Below are 22,413 nucleotides of genomic sequence, written 5' to 3' on the forward strand. Positions count from 1 at the left end.
GCCGTTAAGCACAAAGCCGTTACTGCCATTCAGGCTAGAGAGCTCTAAACTGCCGCTGTTACCGACAGCGCTGCCGCCAAACACCACGTAGCTCTCGCCAGAATAGCTGCCGTTGGGGTCGGCCAGGTATGCGCCAATAATCAGGTCATCGATGCCGTCGCCGTTGAGGTCCCCGGCCCCGCTCACCGAAATGCCAGAGAAGTCACTGGCATCAATGCCGTTAAGCACAAAGCCGTTGCTGCCATCCAGGCTAGCCAGGTCGAGACTAGCGTTAAAGGCATTCTTGCTGCCAAACACCACGTAGCTCTCGCCAGAACCGCTGCCGTTGGGGTTAGCACCGTCTGCGCCAATAATCAGGTCATCGATGCCGTCGCCGTTGAGGTCCCCGGCCCCGCTCACCGAACGGCCGGAGCGGTCATAGGCATCAATGCCGTTCAGCACAAAGCCGTTGCTGCCATTCAGGCTAGAGAGTTCTAAACTACCGCTGTTACCGACATCGCTGCCGCCAAACACCACGTAGCTCTCGCCAGAATTGCTGCCGTTGGGGTTAGCACCGTCTGCGCCAATAATCAGGTCATCGATGCCGTCGCCGTTGAGGTCCCCGGCCCCGCTCACCGAAATGCCGGAGCGGTCACCGGCATCAATGCCGTTAATCACAAAGCCGTTGCTGCCATTCAGGCTAGCCAGGTCGAGACTAGCGTTAAAGGCATTCTTGCTGCCAAACACCACGTAGCTCTCGCCAGAACCGCTGCCGTTGGGGTCGGCAGCGAATGCACCAATAATCAGGTCATCGATGCCGTCGCCGTTGAGGTCCCCGGCCCCGCTCACTGAACGGCCGGAGACGTCACTGGCATCAATGCCGTTAATCACAAAGCCGTTGCTGCCGTCTAGATCAGAGAGGTTTAAGACTGAGTTAAATGCCATGGTGGTTCTATTTATACGAATAGGTCTAAGTGAATTCTCGGAAGTTATATTTTAAAATTTACCATCGGCTACCTGCTCTCCGATTCTGCATCGGTAAGTTTTGGATAAAATTTTACAAACGTGCGCCATGGGTATAGTTTGCAAAAAGTAGAAGCCTTTCCCCTTCTCCCCGAGGAGAAAGGGGAAAGGAACTCGGCCCGAAAGCTGAGCAAAACTCAAAGTCCCTCGCCCGGGGGAGAGGGATTTAGGGTGAGGGCTGGCAAAACTGGGATGCGCATGCGTGCTGCTGCCTGCACTGAGCCGGTGACGACTGGGGTAGCGCAGTCGTCACCGGCTCAGGCATCCCATTGCGAGGACCCGCCTAGCCAGTCGTGAAGATGTCCTGGTCGTTGAGCGCCAATGCTTCCCTAGCCGACTGAGGTCCCACTGCTAACCCTGTCTAGCCTTAGCAATTTGCCAGCTGAGTAAAACAACCGGCAACAGCCCCACCAGCAAAATCATCAGAGCTGGAGCCGCCGCCTCGATCAGCCGCTCGTCTGAGGCGTACTGGTAAACCTGCACCGCTAGCGTGTCAAAGTTAAACGGGCGCATCACCAGCGTGGCGGGGAGTTCCTTCATCACGTCGACAAAGACCAGCATCACCGCTGTCAGCAGGCTGCCGCTAAGCAGTGGCGCATGGACCTGAGCCAGCGTGCGAGTCGGCGTGTAGCCCAAGCTGCGAGAGGCGTCATCCAGGCTGGGACGAATTTTTGCCAGGCCAGACTCAACAGCGCTGAGGGAAACCGCCAGAAATCGCACCGAGTAGGCAAAAACCAGCGCCGCAATCGTACCGCTGATCAGCAGCCCCACAGAGATACCCAGCGGCTGGAGCCCGGTCGCGATCGCGCGATCCAGCCGGGTCACGGGCAGCAAAATGCCAACGGCAATCACCGAGCCGGGAATAGCATAGCCCATAGCCGCTACCCGCACGCCAAACCGCATGGGCGGACTGTTCTGTAACCGCACGCCATAGGCCAGAATCAGCGAGAGCACGCTGACGACTCCTGCCGTAATCAGCGCCAGCAGCAGGCTGTGATAGGTCAGGGGCCAAAAATTTGAGTCTAGAGTCTGGTCGGCATGGGTGACGGTCATATGCAGCAGCAGTCCGCCAGGCAGCAGCAGTCCCAGCCCAATCGGCAGGCTACAGGCCGCCAGCGCTAGCAGGGCTCGCCAGCCGCGCAGGTCATAGGCCGTGAGCGACTGAAACCGGTTCGCCGTTTGGTAGTATCGGGCCTGCCGCCGCGACCAGCGCTCCAGTAAAATTAGCACCAGGATAAACAGCATCAGCACCGCCGCCAGCTGTGCCGCCGCAGTGCGATCGCCCAGGCTCAGCCAGGTCCGATAAATACCCGTCGTGAAGGTAGAAACGCCAAAATATTGCACTGTGCCAAAATCGTTGAGCGTTTCCATTAGGGCCAGGGCGGTACCTGCCGCGATCGCGGGTCTAGCCAGCGGCAGGGCCACCGTAAAGAAACTGCGCCAAGGGGTACAGCCCAGTGCCCGACTGGCCTCTAGGGTACAGCTTGACTGCTCCAGAAAAGTAACCCTGGACAGCATGTAGACATAGGGATAGAGGGTAAGGCTGAAAAGCGCGATCGCGCCCCCGAGCGATCGCAAATTGGGAAACCAATAGTCCGCAACCCCTTCCCAGCCAAAAAGCGATCGCAGCGTGGTCTGGACAGGCCCAAAATATTCTAGAAAATCAGTGTAGGTATAGGCCAGCAGATAGGCCGGGGCCGCCAGCGGCAGCAGCAGCGCCCATTCTAAAATGCGGCTACCCGGGAACCGACACATTGACACCAGCCAGGCCGTCCCAACTCCCAGCAGCAATACGCCAGACCCGACCCCCAGCATCAGCCCCAGCGAGTTGAGGATGTACCGGGTCAGCACTGTCTCGGCCAGATGCGCCCAGACATCGCTGGAATTAGTGAATACGCTACTGAGGACAACCAGCACCGGCAGCATAGTCAGCAGCGCAATCAGCAGCACTGCTGCGGTCCAGCTATTCCATAATGAAGCGCTCGCCTGTTTAAGCGGAGCCAGAGCTTTAGCCAAAAGGGGCCATTTTGCAGTCATACTCCCTTTAGAGCGATAGTAAAGCTACTCTAGCATTCTGTATCGGTGGGCTGAATAGCAGACCGCTGGCGCTTCAGCCAGCCTGATGATCCGGCTGACCGAGTGCAGATAGGGAACTTTGTATACTGTCTCCGATGTCACTATGCTGCCGTTAAACTGGGCTATAGGGTTAAACGTACCTCCGAAGGGTACTGGTGAACGTGGATACTTTCTCTCAAAACTCGCACTCTGTGATTCATATGTCCGCAGGCTCTGTTTACGTTAACGGCGAAAAATATCCTCTGCCCGAGCAGGTGGTTCAGAACATTGAAACGGTCATTGGCCTTCAGGCCAAACAGGTCCAGACCGAGCCGCTGCATAAACAGCTGCTAGAGAAAGTAGCGGCGGCCTTTGGAACGGCCGCTTTTTTGTATACGCTAATCCTGTTTTTTGTCGTGTGGATAGGCTGGAGCCACCTAACAGGGGAACCTACGCTGCTGTTTAACCTGCCTAAGTACGATTTGCAAAATCAGATGCTGGATACGGCCGCTTTGCTAATCGCTACGGGGGTGCTGGTGCATCAAACTCGTCAAGAAAAGCTGGCCGAGCAGCGATCGCACCTGATGTTGCAAATCAACCTTTTAACTGAGCAAAAAACTGCAAAGCTGATCGCCCTGCTAGAAGAAATGCGGGCAGACCTGCCTGAGCTCCGCGATCGCAAAGACTGGGAAGCTGAAATCATGCAGCAGGCGACTGACCCGCAGGTCGTGCTAGATATTTTGCAGGAGAACCTGCAAGACGATGACGCAATCGCGGATTTGACCTCTGACGTCACCCCAAGCGCCTAGTCAGAAACTGAAGATTTAGCCAGCATGTGCCTCATTTCTACTACGTCTGTAATTTTCGCCGAGTGAGACGCCGCGGGCCGCGACTACCATAGAGGCAGAGAGTCACGTCAACCGGGCCGAGCGCGGTGCATCCGCCATTAGGGAGTCAGACTATGAGTGCTGAGAAAACGTTCCACCGCGCTAACTGTCGCTTTCACCTGCGCAACTATACGCGCTGGCGGCAGCTGCAAAGCAAGACTCAGATTCTGCGATCGCAGGTCGGCTTTGCCGAAACTCCGTCCACCTGTTCATCAGTCTGCCAGGGCTGTCTTAACTACCACGGCCTGAGCTACGGCACCCGCCAGGCCACTCGCACGCTGCTGGTTTGCGCTATCCATCCCTACGGCTGGCAGCAGGAAGCGCCTTGCCCCGACTGGGGCGGCTGAACCGGGTCAATTTTTTGCGCTTCACCCGAGAGTAGGCTTAATCAATCGCTGCTTTTAGCTCTCGGCAAAATTTGCCAATGGCCGCTAATCCTTCTTCAGAGGAACCCTCAGCCAGCCGTTTGACAAAGGCGCTGCCGACAATCACGGCGTCAGCTCCCCACTGCCTGAGCTGTTGAGCCTGCTCTGGGGCCGATACGCCAAACCCAACCCCGACCGGATTTTCAGTCGTGCTGCGCAGCTCGGCGAGCAAATCCTTAACCCGGTCGGCAATACCGCTGCGAACGCCGGTGACGCCGGTGACGCTGACCAGGTAGATAAATCCCTGGGAGCGGGCCGCGATTTCGCGGATACGGGCCGCCGGTGTCGTCGGTGCCACCAGCAGCGTTACTTCAATGCCAATGGCCTGGGCCAGAGATAGCAGACTCTCCATTTCCTCTAAGGGCAGATCGGGGACGACTAAGCCTCGAGCCCCAGCATTATAAATGTCTTGTAGAAAAGCTTCGATACCTCGATTCAAGATCGGGTTGTAGTAGGTAAATAGTATCAGCGGCGCTGAAAGCTGTGGGCTGATCTGCTCCACCAAGGTCAGCACGTCGTCTAGCCGGACGCCGCGCTGCAAAGCGCGCGTTGCAGCCGCCTGAATCACCGGGCCATCAGCCAGCGGGTCAGAGTAGGGGACGCCCAGCTCAATTAGGTCAGCACCGCTACGATCAAGCACCCGTAGGGCTTCAGCCGTCGTCTCTAATTCTGGGTCGCCCGCCGTAATGAAGGGAATTAGGGCGCACTGTTTGAGATCGCGCAGCCGCTTAAACTGTTCAGACACAGAGATCATAAAAACCTAATCGGGCGCTCGTTCACATTTTGTTCATATACAGTGCAGAACTCTAGATTACAACGCCTGGTTCAGCTATTTTGGCTGTTTCGGTTCGGCTTCTTTGATCTGCCGCTCTTGCTCAATCTCTGCCTGGAGCGCTGCCAGCTCCGCCGGCGTCATTTGGTCCAGCCGCTTTTGTAAGACGGCATCTTCGTAGTCTTTGAGCTGCTGATTGTAGGTCATGTTTTTACCTAGCACCCGGGTCAGGTAGGTAATCACCCAGCCGAGCAACCCACCGACAAAAATAACCTGGCTCCAGATTCCCGCTGACAGGCGATCAAACCCCGCTTGCAAGAACAGCAGATACAGCCCGCCGCCAGCGATAAATACCCCGAGGCCAATTCCAATTACGTCAATCCGCCGCATCGCCTGGCCTAGACTTCACGTCGCTGGGGGCGGAAGTTGAGCAGTGGGCTGAGCAGCAGCATACCCGGAAAAAAGACAAACATCAGCGCGTATAAAATCAGGCGCTCCACCGAGCTCACCGTATTCCAGCGCAGCTTCAGGTAGTACATCAGCGCCGCCGGAATCACCAGCAAATACAGTCCGCCCAGGGCAGCATAGAGGAGAGCCGCAATCAGCATAGGTTCCGTCACTCAGGTTCAGCTATATAATCTTAGCGCTTTCCCGGCGGGTGGGCGCGGGGTGAATAGCGCGATCGCGGCAATTCAGATTAGCTGAATAGGTTGCGCTTAACCCAAGTTGGTGCTCGAATAGATTGGGGAAAGCTTAGGCATCCTCTGGGGGCGTGGCGGAATGGTAGACGCTGCGGATTTAAAATCCGTTGACCGTTAAGGTCGTGAGGGTTCAAGTCCCTCCGCCCCTATTCAGAAGCCCGGATTGCCGCTCTGTGGATGAGCTGGTCGGAGCCCAGCGCCAATGCCGCCTGATGGACCTGCTTCCAGGGCACGCCGTGGATCTGGGCCAATCGGGCACAGTCTTCGTACTCAGGCTGGAGATTCAGAATCTCACCCCCGGCCTGGTAGCGGGCAATCTTGACCTGCACTTCGCCGTAGGGCGTTGCGATCGCGGCCCACTGCCGCTGCAAAACCTGCCGCTGCTGCACAGTCGAGCGTACGCCCAGAGTCGTCGTCTCACGGAAAAGTACTGCCGTACAGGCCGCTGCCGCCTGGGGCGGACAGAGCACCGTCACCAAAGTTCCGGGGCGGCACTTCTTCATACTCACCGGCTGGGTGAACACATCGACGGCCCCGGCGGCAAAGAGCTGGTCATAGAGATAGCCAATGCCCTGAGGGCTAAAGTCGTCGAGCTGGGTTTCAAGCTGGCTGATCGCTTCGGTCTGGGCGGCGGAGATAGAAGGTTTGGCATCAACATGCTGGTGCTCGGTAGGGCTAGCGGGGAACCGCTCAGGCTCGGACGCTGCCCCCACCCACAGCCGCAGAATATTCGGAATGGGCAGGTCATGGCCGCCAGCACCCAGCCCTACCTTCTGCAAAGTCATGGGCGGCGGTGGGCCAAACTGGGTGGCGAGGGCGGTCGCGATCGCAGCCCCCGTTGGCGTCACCAGCTCTTTCTCAATGCCGTTGCTGTAGACCGGCACCTGAGCCATCGTCAGCAGCCGCAGCACGGCGGGGGCAGGCACCGGTAGCAGGCCATGGGCCGCGCGGACTAATCCACCGCCGGTAGGCAGCGCCGAGCAGTAGAGCGTATCGACCTGGAGCCAGTCTAGGCCCAAGCAGGTACCAACGATATCGACAATGGCATCGACCGCGCCAACTTCGTGGAAATGAACCTGCTCAGGGGCAATACCATGTACGGCAGCTTCGGCCTGGGCCAGCTGTTGGAAGATAGCCAGACTCTGCGCTGTTACCGGCTCGGGCAGCTCCGCCGCCTGAATCAGGGCCTCAATTTGGGGCAGCTGTCGCCCCTGGGAATGACTGTGCCCATGGCTATGCCCATGGCTATGCCCGCGGCTGTGCTCACCTGTCTCGGGCGGAAGCAAATCGACATGCAGCTGGGTGGCGACCTGCTGCTGCCGTTCTACCCGCTCGGCCCAAAGCTTAAATTCTCCGTGCAGGGGAAGCCGTTCGAGCTGCTCCACCAGATAGTCTAGGGGAACGCCCGCATTGACTAGCGCCCCCAGGCACATATCTCCGGCAATCCCAGTGGGGCAGTCTAGATAGGCTAGGGTTTTCATAACAGGCATTCCAAAGCGGGAAGAGCCGCTGCGATAATGGAGATGCCCCGATTTTAAAGCAGATCCCTATTCGCGTTTTATTCCCGACTTCGTCTCTAATAGGCAGCATGACGACTCAGTATAGAATCCATCCGCAAAACCCCCAGCCGCGTCAGGTGGAAGCCGTGCGAGCCACGCTACAGCAGGGGGCTGTTTTGCTTTACCCCACCGATACGGTTTATGCCATCGGCTGTGACCTCAGCAATCAGGCCGCGATCAAGCGCGTCCGTCAGCTGAAACAGCTGTCTAACGATAAGCCCTTGACCTTTCTCTGCTCGTCGCTTTCCAATATTGCTCGCTTTGCCCAGGTGAGCGACCCGGCCTACCGCTTAATCAAGCATCTAATTCCGGGTCCCTATACCTTTCTGCTACCGGCGAGCCGCGAGGTGCCCAAGCTGGTAATGAATCCCAAACGGCGGACGACCGGCATTCGCGTGCCCAATAATCCGCTTTGCCTGGCAGTGATTAAGGCTCTGGGAAATCCAATTATTTCGACCTCAGCGCTCTCGGTCGCTAGGCAAGCCGATGACGAACCCCTGTCTAAAGCCGAGCTGTTCGACCGGTTGGGCAGCCAGGTGGATGGCATTGTCGATACCGAGACTGAGCTGGGCTATCAGGTGTCAACTATTCTGGATTTTACCGGCAAAGACCCGGTGATTACCCGTCAGGGGCAGGGCTGGCAGGACGCGATCGCATGGGGAGCCAGCCTTGCCCAATCGTAGACTGTTCGTTCAACTGGCACAGGCCATAGCGAGCGAGCTTAGCGCCTCTAGTGAATTTAGCCTAGATTCTGTAAGCCTTTTTGGTAAATTATTCTGGCGATTACATTCGGGACTAAGAACGGATTTTTGTCACTTCCTGGCAGGTTCAGCTGTGACAGTTTTCCGGGATACTGTCACAAGGATGAAACGGTCAAGGCGAAGCTCTTTTTAGAGTGAAATTGTCAAACGCAGCCGGGTTGGCAGACTCGCCCAGCGCTCTGGCAACCCGATGCAAGTCCCCAGGAAATTGTTATGAAAACCCAATCTACCTCCGGCTCCAGGACATGGCCGCGGCGGATATCGACCAGGTTCTGGGCCTGACCGCCCGCCAGCGCGACTACCTACAGCAGCGATTTAAATACCATGTCCAGCGGTTTGCTCAGTTCCATAGCTGGGAACTGGTGCACCAGTGGCTGGGGGCTGACCTAGAGAAAAATTTCGGCCTTACGCCCCAAGCCTGGCAGCGCTTTTTAGCGCAGCTCAACCCCGCACAGCGCCAGCTGCTCGAACTGAGACAGCAGGCCCAGCGGTCTGAGTTGCCCGACGGACTGAACGCGATCGCCCAGCGGCTGGGCCAAACCCCCAAGCAGGTGCGGCGCAGCTGGAGCCAAATTGTCAGCCTGGCCTGGCAGCTCCGCAACTCAGCCGACCGCTGAGCCCGGGCCTAGCCGACCACCTCTGTACTGCCAGCCATATCGGCGGGTGGCTCAAACTTATAGCCCACGCCACGTACGGTTTGAATCAGGGTGGGCTGGGTCGTATCGATCTCAATTTTTTTACGAATCTGGCCGATATGGACATCGACGACGCGCTGATCGCCTACGTATTCGTAATCCCAGACCTTTTGAATCAGCTCTGTGCGCCGCCAGACTCGCCCCGGATGGCTGGCAAGAAAATGCAGCAGGTCAAATTCCAGCGCCGTCAGCGGGACCGGATCTTCGGCCAGCGATACCTCTCGCCGAATCGGATCGATCGATAGCTTGTCAAAGGTCAGACATTGCTGCTCAGCGGCGGTCACCGGGCGCTGGCGCTTGAGGATTGCCCCCAGCCGCACTTCTAGCTCACCCAGGCTAAACGGCTTGGTAATGTAGTCATCCGCCCCCTGATTAAAGCCGCGAATCTTATCGGCCTCATCATTGCGGCTGGTCAACATCAGGACAAAGACGCCGGTGCGGGCCTGCATCTCTTTACAGAGGTCATAGCCGTTAGCATCGGGCAGGTTGACATCGAGGATCACCAAGTCGGGATTAAACTGCTCAAAAATGGCCAGAGCGCTTTTGCCGTCTTCAGCCGACTCCATTTGATAGGCCTGCTTAGCTAAGAAGCGGTGGATTAAGTTGCGGATAGCAGGCTCATCATCAACCACGAGGATTTTGGCGGTGGTCATAGTCATCACCCGATTGCTAAGAAACTATAAGCAATAAAAACGGCGGCTTGGGGCCATCTGTCCGTCAGGGCTGCCGATTTTGGGCTTAAACCCTCCATCTCCCCGATCTTCGAGCCCCCACAGCGCCCACAAAAATTTTTACAATGCATCCATAACCCTATCAGGAAAAGCTGTCGTTCGTTGAGTTTTATAGCGCAAGCTAGCATTAGATTAAGCCGATTTTATCTTTCGTAATTTGGTTTTGGCAATTCTCTGAAAATCTGGCAAAACTTTTCTGACAAAGTTTTTTGACATTGATGAGCTGCCGTTCTCGTTTCGGACTGTCCATGGTTACACTGGGGGCTAGGGCTTTTATACTGAAGCCACATCCTGATTATGCCCAATCTCTTCATGAAGTTTTCTATGCTGAGCATGGGTCTACGCTGAGGTTGGCTAGAGGTCTCTAAGATGAGCGAACAAAACGCCCACTACAAAACGCTAGGACTGGACGAGGCTTCGTCATTTGAGGAAGTCCAGTCGGCCCGAAAGCGGCTGGTTAAAGAATATGAAGATGACCCGAAAAAGCGGGAAAGCGTCGAGGCTGCCTACGACTCTATTCTGATGGAGCTCTTCCGGCTGCGTAAGGAGGGCAAGATTAAAGTGCCCGACCGGATTCGCTATGCCGAAAAGCAGGCCGACCCGCCAGCTACGGTTGGCAAGGGGCCAAGTCTGCCCAGCGGCGGCAGCCCCCAGTGGCTCCAAGATTTTTTAGACCAGCCGGAAAGAGAGGAGTTTCTCTGGCCTTCGGTGACCTTTTTAGGCCTGGCGATCGCGAGCTGGTTTGCCGCCTCGTCTGATCCGGCCAGCGCTTCTGCCCTACTCGGCTTTGGCGTGATGGCGAGCGTTTATTTTCTGAATCGCAAAGAGCGTAAGTTTTGGCGGGCGATTCTGCTATCTGCTGCCGCGCTGGCGGTCGGTTTGACCATTGGCTTTGTACTGGTGCAAATTTTAGCTTCCCAGGGGACGACCTTGCCCGCTGGGCAGGCTGCGGCGATCGCGTCCGTGATCGCCTTTATCGTGCTCTGGTTTGTCACCTGCTTCCTGCGCTAGCCCACGGCCTGTCTAAGGGCTATCCCGCTAAAGGCTGCCCCGCTAAAGGCTGCCCCGCTGCATCTGAGCCCGCTCAATCGCTTCAAACAGGGCGCGAAAGTTGCCTTCTCCGAAGCCCTGGGCGGTTTTGACCCGGCTGCCGTCGCGGTAGCGGCTGCGCTGGATAAATTCAAAGAAGAACGTCGGCTCAGCAAAAATCGGCTGGGTAAAGGTCTGTAGCAGCCGCGCCGCCGTATTGTCAGCGGCCCAGTCAACCAGGATGGACTGAGCCGCGATCGCGCGCCAGTCTACCTCAGCCTCAGCCGCCCCTGAACGCAGCTGGAGGCTGTCGTAGTAGGTGAACGGCACCGATATGAGGGGCAGGCCGCGATCGCGAAAGGCCGAGATCGTGCTGACCATATCCGGACAGCCCAGGGCGACATGCTGGATACCTGCGCCCCGATTGTGGGTCAGGAATTCCTGAATCTGGGAATTCTGCGAACTGGGCTGATTAATCGGCAGCTGGGCCGTTCCATCAGGATGGCCAATCACCTGACTACACAGGCCCGAATGCGCCGTCTCGATCGTAAATGACTGGCGCGGCTCGAAGCCGAAGACGGCTGCATACCACGCGATCGCGGCGGCTAGCTGCCCCTCAGGCACGTTCAGCACCGTGTGGTCAATCGTCGAGAGATAAGTTCCCCGAGGCTGACGTTCCAGCCAGTCGGGATCGACTTCTACCAGGGTGTGACACAGATCTCCCCAGCCCTGAATCTGACAGCAGCGCTCGGTCTGTCCTGGCAGCGCTGCAGCGGTTGGGTCCGGTAGCCTAGCGCCCTGAGCCCTGGCCCGGCTCACCCAGGCATCCAGGTCGGTTACGGCAAAGGCAATATCGGCGACCCCTGGCGGGTGGGCCTGTAAGTAGCAGGCAACGCTGCCATTCTGATCCAGCGGTGCCGATAGACGAATTTGGATGGCGCCTTGAGCCAGCACTTCGGTATGCCGATCTGCCTGTTGGAACGCGGTCAGCGGTTGAAATGCCAGCATTTGAATGAACCAGTCTCGCCAATTCGCAGCATTCTCAACATAGAAATGCAGATGGTGAAAGTGCATAGTCTCTCCGCTACAGATTCCTTCGCTCATCCTATTGTTCTTAGTGAACATTTGCACTCAAGTGCGCCTTGCGAGAGAATGCTCCCAATTCTGCCGTATTTTTTCGCAAAACGATGCCCCGCATTCGTATTATTCAGCACATTTGTCTGCTCGGTAGCCGGGTATAGCTTTTGCGGTGGAGGGTGCAGAGTAAAGAGTAGAGGGGTTTAGGCGACTTGGTTTTGAGCGGGAAGCGTTCCCTGGTAAACAGCGTCAATGTTGGCCAGTGTCGTTTTGGCAATTTGCTCCAGGGCATTGCGGGTAAAAAACGCTTGGTGGCCGGTGATCAGCACGTTCGGGAAGGTCAATAGGCGCTGGAAAACGTCGTCCTGGATCACCCGCTCGGACAGGTTTTCAAAGAATAAGTCGCTTTCCTGCTCATAGACATCGAGGCCCAGGTAGCCAATTTTATGGGTCTTGAGCCCGTTGATGATGGCTTCCGTATCGATTAGCGCTCCCCGACTGGTGTTGATCAGCATCACCCCCGCCGGCATCTGCTCAACCGCTTCGGCGTCGATCAAATGATGGGTCTGGGGCGTTAGCGGACAGTGTAGGGTCAGAATGTTGGCGGTCTTCAGCAGGGTTGGCAGGTCCGTGTAGGTTACGCCCAGAGCTTCGCAGTCGGGGTTGGGGCGGACATCGTAGGCCATCAGCCGACAGCCAAAGCCGTGGAGGATCTGACCGACCAGGGCACCGATTTTACCCGTTCCAACAATGCCTACGGTGCAGCCGTGCAGGTCGAAGCCCAGCATCCCTTCCAGGTCAAAATTGTTTTCCCGCACGCGGGCATAGGCGCGATGGATTTTTCGATTCAGGGCCAAGATGAGTCCTACGGTATGTTCAGCCACGGCGTAGGGTGAATAGTCAGGAACGCGAGCCACAGTCAGGCCCAGGCGCTTTGCAGCGGCAATATCGACCTGGTTGAAGCCCGCGCAGCGTAGCCCAATCAGCTGGGTGCCTTGAGCCGCGATCGCGGCTAGGACCGCTTCATCTAGCTCATCGTTAACGAAGCAGCAAACAACCTCATAGCCGTTGGCTAACGGCACCGTGGCGCGATTCAGCCGAGGTTCAAAGTAGGTCAGCTCGTAGCCATAGCCCTGATTGGCCCGGTCTAAAAACTGGCGGTCGTAGGGCTTAGTACTGAAGACGGCAATTTTCATAGGACTCAGTGGCGTTTAATCCGGTGGGCTTTGCTGCTAACGCTTGCGACAAAGGAGAGCGGATAGGAAAATCTATCAGTCATCTCTCATAGGATATCGGTGTCTCAACTTCAGCGACTGACGATCTCGGAGCAGCAATGTCAGGGGCGAACGCTGGATCTGCTGCCTGAGCAAGTGCACTATCTGCGCCGCGTCCTGCGGCTCGCGCCCGGCAGCCGCTTTATCGCGCAGGATGGCCAGGGACAGCAGTGGCTAGCGACGCTGGGAGATAAATTGGACCAGGCTGAGCTGGAGGAGGTGCAGCGGGGAGGGAGCGCGATCGCGCCTTTCATCCTGATTGCTGCTCTGCCCAAAGGCAGCGGCTTCGATGCGGTGGTTCGCCAGGCCACCGAAATTGGCGTCACCGATATCTATCCGGTTTTAAGCCAGCGCACCTTGCTCAACCCTAGCGACAGCCGGGTCAGCCGCTGGCAGCGGATTGCCCAGGAAGCTTCAGAACAGTCTGAACGGCTGACGATACCTGAAATTCATCCGCCGGTATCGTTTCCCGCCCTGCTTCAGCAGCCCGCCCTAGCTAGCCAGCAATACCTCTGCGTGGCCCGGGGCGAATATCCGCATTTGCTGACCCAGCTCCAAAAAGATTTGTCAGCCGCCGCAGCTGTCGCGATCGCTATTGGGCCAGAGGGCGGCTGGACCCCTGAAGAAATTGCTGAGGCCGCTGTGAAAGGATATCAGCCCGTCTCTCTAGGCTCTGCGATCCTACGGGCAGTGACCGCCTCTATTGTGGCATTGGCTATCGTTGCTGCGGTTAGGGAGCCTTACCGATAAAGAAATCTCAAGTATTTGCCCGGATGGCCAAACCAACTGCGCTTGCTTAAGCTGTGATTGTCGAGCATCTTTTGGCTAGTCCCTTAGTATAGCACAGACAAACGTTACGATATCCCATTCTTAAAGTGTGACGGTAATGCCTAAACCACTGACCTCTGAAACAGTTTTTTCTGGATTCCACGCTCTGTCCGAGCCGATTCGGCTTCAGGTGCTCGAACTGCTGCAAGGTGGAGAGCTCTGCGTCGGCGATATGTGTCAAAAGCTGAATATCGCCCAGTCAAAACTCTCTTTTCACCTGAAGACGCTGAAGGAAGCCAGCTTAGTCAGAGCCCGCCAGCAGGGGCGGTGGATGTACTACAGCCTCAATACCGACCAGTTTAATCTGCTAGAAAACTATCTGGCTAACTACGGCCAGATGAGCCAATATTCCGCTGAGAAACCTGCGCTCATTGATTACTAGAAAGGCCAGCCGCCAAGCGCCGAAGCTTTATGAATGAAGCTCCGGCGCTTGACAATCGGGCAATTTGGCTTCAGGCATCCACCATTTGCAAAATTTCAGTGGCCACAGCCAGACTTTCCTCAAATAGGACATCTTCGCCCCAGCGCTGTAGCTGCTGCCCAAGTAATAAGTCGGAGCGCTGGTCTGATAGCGCGGTGACTTCCTGAAAGAGGCAGCTCTGCGCTCCACCGCCGGACTCCATCCGCATACAGCCTACGGTTTCAGAGCAGAGCACCGTACAGCAGTTGGCTTCGGGATTAGTCGATGACAGCCGCAGTCCCGTCAGGTCGCCTAGAATTTCGCCCCAGTCAGCGATGGGCACGGCGGCTAGCTCTGTTTCAATCTGCCTACCGTCTGCTCGAGAAAACCGGATGCGTTGAATATCGTAGTCGCCCCCTTCATCCTTGTATGCTTCGGGCTGCCAGTCCAGGCGGCTAGCCATCCAGCCCAAATACATCAGTGCCTGAGCCGGGTTGCCGTTTTCATAGTCAATACTGACCTGATCGACCTCCATCAGCGCGACGCGACGCTCAGGCGGGTCGAAGGAAGATGCCGTTAGCTCTTGCCAAGGGGCCAGCCGATACCAGTTGAGGTCGGCGACGTTTGTGCCTGAGTCAATCAGTTTCTTGATTTTAGGCAGCTCGGCGGCGGCGTCGCTGAAATAGCTGGAGTCGAGGATGACGCAGCTGCTAGAGGCCGCCAGCGACCGAAAGAGTGGTTGCTCTTCATTCGGCGTGGCTTTCCACCAGACGAACTTAGGCAAATCCGATACGATTAGCGACTCCACCAGATCGCCTACACGCTCCAGCGCTGACTTGGTACCCCGCAGCGTGATGTATTCGCAGCAGATCAGGTTGCTGGTGTTGTTTTTCTGCACGGGGCAGTAGGCCGATACCTGAGCTGTGACGCCGGTATCTTCGCCCAGGATGGGGCAGAGGGTAATCACCCGGCAGGGATTTTGGGCGGCTAGAGACTCGCTGAAGGTAAAACCGCGAATATCAGAATTTTTGAAGCTGAGCCGGTCTGGCGGAAGGCGATCGCACTCTTCTCGCAGTCGCGCCAGCGTCTCGGTATCGACCCGGCCCGTAATTCTCAAATTGTAAGCCTTCTGAAAATCGGTCACGGCGGCTTTGGTCGCCGGGCCATGTTCCCCGTCGATGGCCTCTTTGTAAAGACTGAGTGCCGCCAGCCGCTGTTGAATCTCCTCTGGCTCGTAGATCACCATGCTAAAGGTGGTGGCCCGAGTGGCGCCCGGGGCCGAGCTGCCGTCGCTTTGACTGCGCCAGATGTTACGCAGTTCAGCTTCGATTTCATCCAGGGAAATATCTTTGGGCTTTTGGAGCGCAACGAGAGGAGTAGCCATAGTTACCTATGAGATGTGCTGCTGGGTCGAATCAGTCTTGAAATCTAGCGTTGACGGGTTGACTAAATTTAATGAGTATCTGCTTGAGGACGGTATTTCAATCTTAAGAAATTTTTGTCAAACCGATCAGAGCCGCCGCCAGCGCCGTCCGTTGCGGTTGAGCAGCAGCTCAGCTTCAATCGGCCCCCAGGTTCCCGCTTCATAGAGCGGGATTTGGTCGGGATCGGCAGCCGCATCCCAGACTTCTAGCAGCGGCGTCAGCACGCGCCAGGATTCCTCTACCTCATCCCCTCGGGTAAAGAGGGTTTGGTCACCCAGCATGGCATCGACCAGCAGGCGGCTGTAGGCGTCGGTGCTGGCCTTGCCAAAGGCCGCATCATAGCGAAAGTCCATATCGACCGACCGCGTCCGCAGAGAAGAACCCGGAGTTTTGACTTCAAAGCGCATGGCAATTCCCTCATCCGGCTGAATTCTCAGCGCTAGAATATTGCGGTTCATCTGCTTGGCTGCCGACTGGAACATCAGATGAGGTACTTCTTTGAAATGAATTGAAATCTCAGAGACCTTTTTAGGCAGGCGCTTACCCGTCCGCAGGTAAAACGGGACACCCTGCCAGCGCCAGTTATCAATCTGCAGCTCCAAAGCGGCAAAGGTGTGATTGGTCGAGCCTTCCGCTACGTCGCCTTCGTCTCGATAGCCGGGGACCTCTTTCCCCTTCATCCAGCCAGAAGAATATTGGCCGCGAATTGCGCTTTTCCCTAAGTCCTCAACGTTGGCCAGCCGCGTCGCCTGCAACACCTTGACTTTTTCATTGCGGATGCTGTCGGCGTTGAGCGAGTTGGGCGCTTCCATCCCAGTCAGGCAAAAGAGCTGCATGAGGTGGTTTTGCACCATGTCTCGAATCGCCCCAGCGGTTTCGTAATAGCCCGCCCGTCCTTCTAACCCGACGGTTTCAGCCACCGTAATCTGAACGTGATCAACGAACTGACGATTCCACAGCGGCTCGAAAATGGCATTGCCAAATCGAAACACCAGTAGGTTTTGCACCGTCTCCTTACCGAGATAGTGGTCGATGCGGTAGATTTGCTTTTCTGAGCAGACATTGCGAACCTTGTAGTTCAGCGACTGAGCCGACGCCAGGTCTCGACCAAAGGGCTTTTCGATCACCAGCCGCTGCTTGGCCTTGTCTTCTAGCATCCCCGCTGCGCCGAGCTGCTGAGCAGCCTCGGCAAAGAAACGAGGCGCCACAGATAGATAAAAGGTGCGGTTGCCCCGGGTACCCCGCTTTTCGTCTAGCTCTGAGAGAAAGTCTTTGAGCTCCTGATAGCTTTCGGGATTGTCAATGTTGCCCGGGCAGTAAAACAGCCCCTGGGAAAACTTTTCCCAAACCGCCTGATTGCCCAGCCCATCGCCATAGTCCTCGATCCCTTCTCGCATGTGCTCACGAAAGTAGTCGTGACTCCATTCCCGCCGGGCGACGCCGACAATCGTCAGCTCCGGCGGCAGCCGTCGCTCCTGACGCATCTGGTAAAGGGCGGGCACCAGTTTGCGCTGGGTGAGGTCGCCTGAGGCACCGAAAATGACCAAAATTTGCGGCTCGGGGATACGGTCTTTTTGGAGGCCAACGCGGAGTGGGTTTTCGAGGAGGGTGACCATGGGTGGGTAGTGCGTGGAGGGTGGTGGGTAGAGGGTGGCCGGTAGAGGGTGGCGGGTAAAGCGTTGATAGGAATAGTGAATCTGGATAGTAGGGTATTTTCTATCTCAATTCTGTACCCTGTCTAACCCACTGCCCTCTACCCCGGCTAAGCCGGTGATAGCTGCTTGACCTTCATCACCAGCGAGTCCATGAGCTGGTCAAAGGGTTGGACGAACTTATCGATACCTTCTTTGAGCAGCTCGTCCATTATCTGGTCAAGGTTGATTCCCAGCTCGGGCAGTGAATTGATCAGGGCGCGGGCCTCGTCTACGTCTTGCTCAATCCGGCTATCGACGTCGCAGTGATCGGCGCAGGCTTCGATTGTGCCCGGCGGTAGGGTATTGACCGTGTCTGGCCCGATCAGCTGATCAACGTACATGACATCGCTATAGGCGGGGTCTTTGGTGCTAGTGCTAGCCCAGAGTAGCCGCTGTACCTTAGCCCCTTTAGCCGCAAGGGCCTGCCAGCGATCGCTGCTGATAATCTGCTTATATTCCTGGTAGGCCAGCTTGGCATTGGCGATCGCGACTTTACCCTTAGTATTGGCCAGTCGCATTCGCTTTTCGGAACTTCCGGCTTTCTCAATGAGCTTATCCAGCTGGCCGTCCACCTTGGAATCAATCCGGCTGAGAAAGAAGCTGGCGACGGAGGCGATTTGGCTGATATCTTCGCCTGCCGCGACCCGCGCTTCAAGCCCCCGGATGTAGGCCCAGGCGGTTTTAACATAGCTCTTAACTGAGAAAAGCAGCGTCACGTTGACGTTGATGCCCTCGCGGATTGCGGTTTCGACAGCAGGCAGACCCTCCGGGGTGCCGGGAATCTTAATCATCAGATTGGGCCGATCAATCGCCTGAAAGTAGCGCCGGGCTTCGGCTATGGTCCCTTCTGTATCATGGGCCAGGCTCGGCGGTACCTCTAAGCTGACGTAGCCGTCTAGCCCCTGGGTCGATTCATAGACCGGCTTAAGGACATCACAAGCCTGGCGGATATCGGAGAATACTAAGGATTCGTAGATTTCCTCGACCGACTTACCCGCCCGGATGCCTGCCTCAATGTCTTCGTCATAGACCTGATTACCCGCGATCGCCTTTTCAAAGATGGCAGGATTCGACGTAATTCCATGCACATCGCGACGGTCGATTAGCTCTTTCAGCTCACCCGACTGGAGCAGGTTGCGGCTGAGGTTATCCATCCAGACGCTCTGGCCATAGTCCTTCAGATGCAGGATAGGATTGTCAGTCACGTTCATATAGAACCTCCTAATTCTCAAACTCTATTTTTAATTTATCGATTTTTGAAAGGGTCTGACAGCCTCAGCTCAGACCGAAGCTGCTGACTTTTCACGCTGTCCCTCTTTGATAAAGGACTCGACCAGGGACACATCTTCCGTACTTCCAATGACCAGGGGCGATCGCGCATGGAGCTTATCGGGGACCACATCCAAAATATCCTGAGTACCCGTACTGGCCCGCCCTCCGGCCTGTTCTGCTAGAAACGCCAAGGGAGCCGACTCATAGAGTACGCGCAGCTTGCCCTCAGGCTTTTTCACCGAACCCGGGTAGAGAAACACGCCGCCTTGCATCAAAATCCGGTGAAAGTCCCCCACCAGCGCCCCGCTGTAGCGAGCCGAGTAGCCTTCATGGCGATGAACATAGCGAATATAGTCCCGCAGAGACTCTTCCCACTGCCAGAAGTTACCTTCATTGACGCTGTAATTTGGCCCGTGGGCGGGAATCTGAATGTTTTCGCTGGCTAAAATAAATTCTCCCAGACTGGGATCGAGGGTAAAGGCATGGACGCCGTGGCCGATCGAGTAGACCAGTACCGTACTCGGCCCGTAGAGGATATAGCCTGCTGCAATCTGGTCACGTCCTGAGCTCAGCAAGTCTGACGCAGTCTGATCGAGATCGCTGCCCTGCTGCTGACGAATAGCAAAAATTGAGCCGACGTTTAAGTTAATATCAACATTGGATGAGCCATCAATCGGGTCGTAGAGCAGGGTGTAGCGCCCTAACGGGCAGTTCTCTGGAATATAGTAAGGCTCGTCCATTTCTTCCGACGCTAGGCGGCAGACCAAGCCGCTCTGCTTAAAGACAGAAATAAAGACATCGTTGGCGTAGATGTCCATCTTCTTCACCGACTCGCCCTGCACGTTGGTGCGACCCGTGAAGCCCAGCGCGTCTTCCACCAAGCCCGCTCGCGTCAGCCGCCGGGCGATCAGCTTACCTGCCAGCGCAATCCGGTTCATCAGGGCGCTCAGGTCCTGAGCATCAGGCCCAAAACTCTGAAGCTGCTGTAAGACATGGCGCGAAAGCGTCGTACTATCCCGGTCTAGGGTGCTACCCTGAGCGGGCTGATAGCCATCAGCCATAATATGTTTCCTCCCCTACGGGCCTGCGACTAGGAAAGTTTAACAGCTCGTCCTAAAGCCTGCCGTGAAGCTCCCCACAATCCCACTTTAAAGGCCCTGTCTCCTGATTCGATGAGACAGAGATTAAAGCTGCGTCATGCAGGCAGGGGGAACCCTGCCCCTACCCATCCCCCCTAACTTCCCTTGGTCGCCATTCCGGGATCACCCGCTGCGGAGCCCGCGACACCACTAGACAGTCATCCTGCACGTTCTTCGTCAGGACAGAGCCCGCCCCAATGGTGACATCGGAGCCGACTTCGATGGGCGCAACCAGGACGCTGTTAGAGCCGGTTTTAGTGCGATCGCCGATCACGGTCGGATGCTTTTGAAATCCGTCATAGTTGGCGGTAATCGTTCCCGCTCCGACGTTCACCTTCTCGCCGAGCGTGGCATCGCCGATGTAGGACAGGTGGGCGACATTGGTGCGATCGCCCAGGGTCGATTTCTTAATTTCAACAAAATTGCCAATCCGGCAGTTTTTGCCGACGCTGACCTGACCGCGCAGATGGGCGTAGGGACCGACGCGATCGCCCCCGGCCAGCGTACTCTCGCTGACGACGGAATAGAGCAGAGTGGTATTAGGGCCGATGGTGCTGTCTTCAACCAGGCAGCCGGGACCAATGCGGCAGCCGGTTTGAATCACGGTATGGCCACGCAGGTGGGTCTGCGGCTCAATTATGACATCGGGTTCAAGCTTGACCGTGGCGTCGATGGTAATGCTGTCAGGGTTGACCAGGGTAACGCCCGCCAGCATCCAGTCTTTCTTTATCCGGTCCTGAAGAATATCGTCGGCTTCGGCCAGCTGCTTGCGGTTATTGATTCCCAATATTTCATTGGGATCGGCTGCATCGACAGCCATTACGGGAGAAAGGCTTTTGATCACATCGGTGAGGTAGTATTCCTGCTGGTCATTGTCGGCCTTGAGCTGGGGCAGCACCGTCATCAAAGCTGACCAGTTGAAGCAGTAGATGCCTGCATTGACGCGGCGATTTTGCCGCTGGGGATCGCTGCAGTCGCGGTGTTCGACGATTTCCTCGACGACCAGGTTTTCATTACAGAAAACCCGGCCATAGCCGCTCGGGTCGAGCACTTGCGCCGTCAGAATCGTTGCCGCGTTGCCATTTTCATTGTGGGTCGCCAGCATCTGCGCAAGTGTCTCTGGCCGCAGCAGTGGCACGTCGCCGTTGAGCACCAGCAGGTTGCCTGAAAACCCGTCCAAAGCTGGGATCAGCTGCTGCACGGCGTGACCGGTTCCTAGCTGCTCGGTCTGCTTGATAAATTCCAGGTCGGGAACATCAGCCAGGGTTTTCTGAACCTGCTCCGCCGCGTAGCCCACAATCACCAAGCGCCGACTCGGACTGACCTGCCCCAGGCTGGCCAGCACGTTTTCTAATAAAGTCTGCCCGCTGAGCCGATGCAGCACTTTGGGCAGGTGCGATCGCATCCTCGTCCCCTTTCCTGCGGCTAGGACCGCGATCGCGAGTGAATCTGTACTCATATACCCCCTCAAGAATGACTGCTTGAGGGAGTATAGCTTGCCAACCCTGGCCAGCTAAAGGGGACAGGCCATTCCTGAGCTGCTGCTAAATCAATGCCCAGCGCCTGCGCCACTCGCCAGTAGAGGCGAGGGTTGAGGTTTGCTGCTCCAGCTGTCGTCGCTGTTGGATATCGTCAGCAGCAGCGCTCAGAGTGGGATCGCGGTAGGCCACAGCTGCTCGGGTGGTTAGGTGCTCCTGCTCTTGCTGCGGTAAGGCCGGTAGTCCACCCTCGTAGTTCGCCACTGTTCCCGGCCAGCGACGACCCGCCGTCGGGACTGAGTCGATGGATAGACCCGCCAGCTTCAGGGCCGTGCGTACTGCTGCGGCGCAAGAATAGGTGGCCAGCCGCCCATCGGGCTTCAGGCACCGGGCAACCTGCTGGATAAACTCAACCGTCCAGAGCTGGGGACAGCGGGGTGGTGAGAACGGGTCGAGAAAAATGACGTCGGCCTGCCAGGCTTGGGCTGTGAGGGTTTGGATAGTTTGACGGGCATCGCCCAGTAGCAGCTGAGCCTGGATTGGAGCCGTCACTAAAGGGTTTGAAGCTGACGGGATTGCCTGGGTTTCGGCGATCGCGCTCAAAACTTGAGCAGTACGAGCTGACCAAGGTGGGGTGGAATTTTGCGCGATCGCGGCTCTCGGCACAGTCAGATCAATTTCCAAGGCAAACAATTCCACTTGGCAGTCCGGGTTCACCTGCCAAATCGTCTCCAAAGCCGCCGCCGTGTTGTAGCCCAGCCCGTAGCAGACATCCAGGATGGCCAAATTCCCAAACTTTGCCCGCTCAGCCAGCTGCGTCGGTGCCACATAGGTCTGCTGCGCCTCCTGCCAGGCTCCGCCCCGGCTGTGGAAGCATTCGCCAAATTCTTCTGAGAAGAAAGTATTTGAGCCATCTTGGGTCGGAATCGGCGTAAATTGGCGCTTAGGCACGGACATTGAGAGATGTGGAGATACTTTTACACACTATATTAGGCAACGTTGGTCCGGTAGCTGAGCTTGGGCACTAGCTGGCAGAATAGGTACTCAGAACATCTAATTTATTTTCGATTCAATGGCAGTCAACCCAGGGTAAGCGCAAGAATCAATAAAGACTGCCTTATTGAGAAAAATGGCCGCGCCTATGTCAACAGGGTAAAGCTATTGAGAAAGGCGAGTACGAAAAACTGGGGCTTCTAGCCACGTCTGCAGC

General features: G+C 56.6%; 21 protein-coding genes, 1 tRNA gene and 1 pseudogene. 8 read left to right on the top strand and 15 right to left on the bottom strand.

Annotation, left to right across the window (positions count from 1 at the left end; all coding sequences use genetic code 11):
• A pseudogene (locus IQ241_RS10220) lies at positions 1 to 924 on the bottom strand (hypothetical protein); the annotation flags it as partial.
• 429 nt (positions 925 to 1,353) lie between these two features.
• The gene (locus IQ241_RS10225) at positions 1,354 to 2,928 is read right to left on the bottom strand and encodes an ABC transporter permease (RefSeq protein ID WP_228021567.1); all 1,575 of its coding nucleotides are present in this window, start codon (positions 2,926 to 2,928) and stop codon (positions 1,354 to 1,356) included.
• A gap of 350 nt (positions 2,929 to 3,278) precedes the next feature.
• Between IQ241_RS10225 and IQ241_RS10230 the strand changes: the two genes are divergently transcribed.
• Positions 3,279 to 3,866, top strand: a complete 588-nt coding sequence (locus IQ241_RS10230; RefSeq protein ID WP_193906676.1) for a DUF1003 domain-containing protein — start codon at positions 3,279 to 3,281, stop codon at positions 3,864 to 3,866.
• A gap of 152 nt (positions 3,867 to 4,018) precedes the next feature.
• Positions 4,019 to 4,291 carry a hypothetical protein gene (locus tag IQ241_RS10235; protein ID WP_193906678.1) on the top strand — a complete coding sequence of 91 codons (273 nt, stop codon included), beginning with the start codon at positions 4,019 to 4,021 and terminating at the stop codon, positions 4,289 to 4,291.
• A gap of 37 nt (positions 4,292 to 4,328) precedes the next feature.
• Here the strand turns inward: IQ241_RS10235 and trpA are convergent, their stop codons facing one another.
• The 3 genes from trpA to ndhL all read right to left on the bottom strand — a co-directional run bounded on the left by trpA (position 4,329) and on the right by ndhL (position 5,749).
• Entirely contained in the window at positions 4,329 to 5,123 is a 795-nt protein-coding gene (gene trpA, locus IQ241_RS10240) for a tryptophan synthase subunit alpha (protein WP_193906680.1), read from the bottom strand.
• A 75-nt stretch (positions 5,124 to 5,198) separates the two neighbouring features.
• A complete protein-coding gene (locus tag IQ241_RS10245; protein ID WP_193906682.1) occupies positions 5,199 to 5,531 on the bottom strand; it encodes a DUF3007 family protein in 333 nt (110 codons plus the stop codon).
• Between the two features lie 8 nt (positions 5,532 to 5,539).
• Positions 5,540 to 5,749 carry an NAD(P)H-quinone oxidoreductase subunit L gene (gene ndhL, locus IQ241_RS10250; protein ID WP_193906814.1) on the bottom strand — a complete coding sequence of 70 codons (210 nt, stop codon included), beginning with the start codon at positions 5,747 to 5,749 and terminating at the stop codon, positions 5,540 to 5,542.
• A 158-nt stretch (positions 5,750 to 5,907) separates the two neighbouring features.
• Here ndhL and IQ241_RS10255 point away from each other — a divergent pair.
• Positions 5,908 to 5,991: transfer RNA gene (locus IQ241_RS10255), tRNA-Leu, on the top strand.
• On the opposite strand, the gene larC is transcribed toward IQ241_RS10255, so the two are convergent.
• Positions 5,989 to 7,323, bottom strand: a complete 1,335-nt coding sequence (gene larC / locus IQ241_RS10260; RefSeq protein WP_193906684.1) for a nickel pincer cofactor biosynthesis protein LarC — start codon at positions 7,321 to 7,323, stop codon at positions 5,989 to 5,991. The two genes, IQ241_RS10255 and larC, sit on opposite strands and share 3 nt — an antisense overlap.
• A gap of 107 nt (positions 7,324 to 7,430) precedes the next feature.
• Between larC and IQ241_RS10265 the strand changes: the two genes are divergently transcribed.
• Positions 7,431 to 8,084 carry an L-threonylcarbamoyladenylate synthase gene (locus IQ241_RS10265; protein ID WP_193906686.1) on the top strand — a complete coding sequence of 218 codons (654 nt, stop codon included), beginning with the start codon at positions 7,431 to 7,433 and terminating at the stop codon, positions 8,082 to 8,084.
• A 218-nt stretch (positions 8,085 to 8,302) separates the two neighbouring features.
• On the top strand, positions 8,303 to 8,779 hold the full coding sequence (locus IQ241_RS10270; RefSeq protein WP_228021559.1) for a hypothetical protein: 477 nt from the start codon (positions 8,303 to 8,305) through the stop codon (positions 8,777 to 8,779).
• An 8-nt stretch (positions 8,780 to 8,787) separates the two neighbouring features.
• Here the strand turns inward: IQ241_RS10270 and IQ241_RS10275 are convergent, their stop codons facing one another.
• Positions 8,788 to 9,510, bottom strand: a complete 723-nt coding sequence (locus IQ241_RS10275; protein WP_228021560.1) for a response regulator transcription factor — start codon at positions 9,508 to 9,510, stop codon at positions 8,788 to 8,790.
• 447 nt (positions 9,511 to 9,957) lie between these two features.
• Between IQ241_RS10275 and IQ241_RS10280 the strand changes: the two genes are divergently transcribed.
• Complete coding sequence (locus IQ241_RS10280) at positions 9,958 to 10,599, top strand: CPP1-like family protein (protein WP_193906692.1); 642 nt, start codon at positions 9,958 to 9,960, stop codon at positions 10,597 to 10,599.
• Positions 10,600 to 10,641: 42 nt separating this feature from the next.
• Here IQ241_RS10280 and hppD read toward each other — a convergent pair whose 3' ends face one another.
• Together hppD and IQ241_RS10290 are read right to left on the bottom strand one after the other, a co-directional pair.
• Positions 10,642 to 11,691, bottom strand: a complete 1,050-nt coding sequence (gene hppD, locus IQ241_RS10285) for a 4-hydroxyphenylpyruvate dioxygenase (RefSeq protein WP_193906694.1) — start codon at positions 11,689 to 11,691, stop codon at positions 10,642 to 10,644.
• A 206-nt stretch (positions 11,692 to 11,897) separates the two neighbouring features.
• Positions 11,898 to 12,890 (bottom strand): 2-hydroxyacid dehydrogenase, encoded by a 993-nt coding sequence (locus tag IQ241_RS10290; protein WP_193906696.1) that lies wholly within the window; start codon positions 12,888 to 12,890, stop codon positions 11,898 to 11,900.
• 99 nt (positions 12,891 to 12,989) lie between these two features.
• On the opposite strand from IQ241_RS10290, the gene IQ241_RS10295 reads away from it, so the two are divergent.
• Together IQ241_RS10295 and IQ241_RS10300 are read left to right on the top strand one after the other, a co-directional pair.
• Positions 12,990 to 13,718 carry a 16S rRNA (uracil(1498)-N(3))-methyltransferase gene (locus tag IQ241_RS10295; RefSeq protein WP_193906704.1) on the top strand — a complete coding sequence of 243 codons (729 nt, stop codon included), beginning with the start codon at positions 12,990 to 12,992 and terminating at the stop codon, positions 13,716 to 13,718.
• Positions 13,719 to 13,854: 136 nt separating this feature from the next.
• Positions 13,855 to 14,178, top strand: coding sequence for an ArsR/SmtB family transcription factor (locus IQ241_RS10300; RefSeq protein WP_193906706.1), 324 nt, complete (start codon positions 13,855 to 13,857; stop codon positions 14,176 to 14,178).
• A 70-nt stretch (positions 14,179 to 14,248) separates the two neighbouring features.
• Here IQ241_RS10300 and opcA read toward each other — a convergent pair whose 3' ends face one another.
• From opcA to IQ241_RS10330, 6 genes are all read right to left on the bottom strand, one after another.
• Entirely contained in the window at positions 14,249 to 15,580 is a 1,332-nt protein-coding gene (opcA, locus tag IQ241_RS10305; RefSeq protein WP_193906708.1) for a glucose-6-phosphate dehydrogenase assembly protein OpcA, read from the bottom strand.
• A gap of 126 nt (positions 15,581 to 15,706) precedes the next feature.
• The gene (gene zwf / locus IQ241_RS10310) at positions 15,707 to 17,236 is read right to left on the bottom strand and encodes a glucose-6-phosphate dehydrogenase (protein WP_193906710.1); all 1,530 of its coding nucleotides are present in this window, start codon (positions 17,234 to 17,236) and stop codon (positions 15,707 to 15,709) included.
• 146 nt (positions 17,237 to 17,382) lie between these two features.
• The gene (gene tal, locus IQ241_RS10315) at positions 17,383 to 18,519 is read right to left on the bottom strand and encodes a transaldolase (RefSeq protein WP_193906816.1); all 1,137 of its coding nucleotides are present in this window, start codon (positions 18,517 to 18,519) and stop codon (positions 17,383 to 17,385) included.
• Between the two features lie 75 nt (positions 18,520 to 18,594).
• Positions 18,595 to 19,647: a class 1 fructose-bisphosphatase gene (gene fbp / locus IQ241_RS10320; RefSeq protein WP_193906712.1), complete on the bottom strand. Its 1,053-nt coding sequence runs from the start codon at positions 19,645 to 19,647 to the stop codon at positions 18,595 to 18,597.
• A 160-nt stretch (positions 19,648 to 19,807) separates the two neighbouring features.
• Positions 19,808 to 21,184, bottom strand: a complete 1,377-nt coding sequence (gene glmU / locus IQ241_RS10325; RefSeq protein WP_193906714.1) for a bifunctional UDP-N-acetylglucosamine diphosphorylase/glucosamine-1-phosphate N-acetyltransferase GlmU — start codon at positions 21,182 to 21,184, stop codon at positions 19,808 to 19,810.
• A gap of 85 nt (positions 21,185 to 21,269) precedes the next feature.
• Positions 21,270 to 22,160, bottom strand: coding sequence for a tRNA (5-methylaminomethyl-2-thiouridine)(34)-methyltransferase MnmD (locus IQ241_RS10330; RefSeq protein ID WP_193906716.1), 891 nt, complete (start codon positions 22,158 to 22,160; stop codon positions 21,270 to 21,272).
• Positions 22,161 to 22,413 lie beyond the last annotated feature (253 nt).

It is taken from the genome of Vasconcelosia minhoensis LEGE 07310, assembly GCF_015207255.1.
In the GTDB taxonomy this organism is placed as follows: domain Bacteria; phylum Cyanobacteriota; class Cyanobacteriia; order Phormidesmidales; family Phormidesmidaceae; genus Vasconcelosia; species Vasconcelosia minhoensis.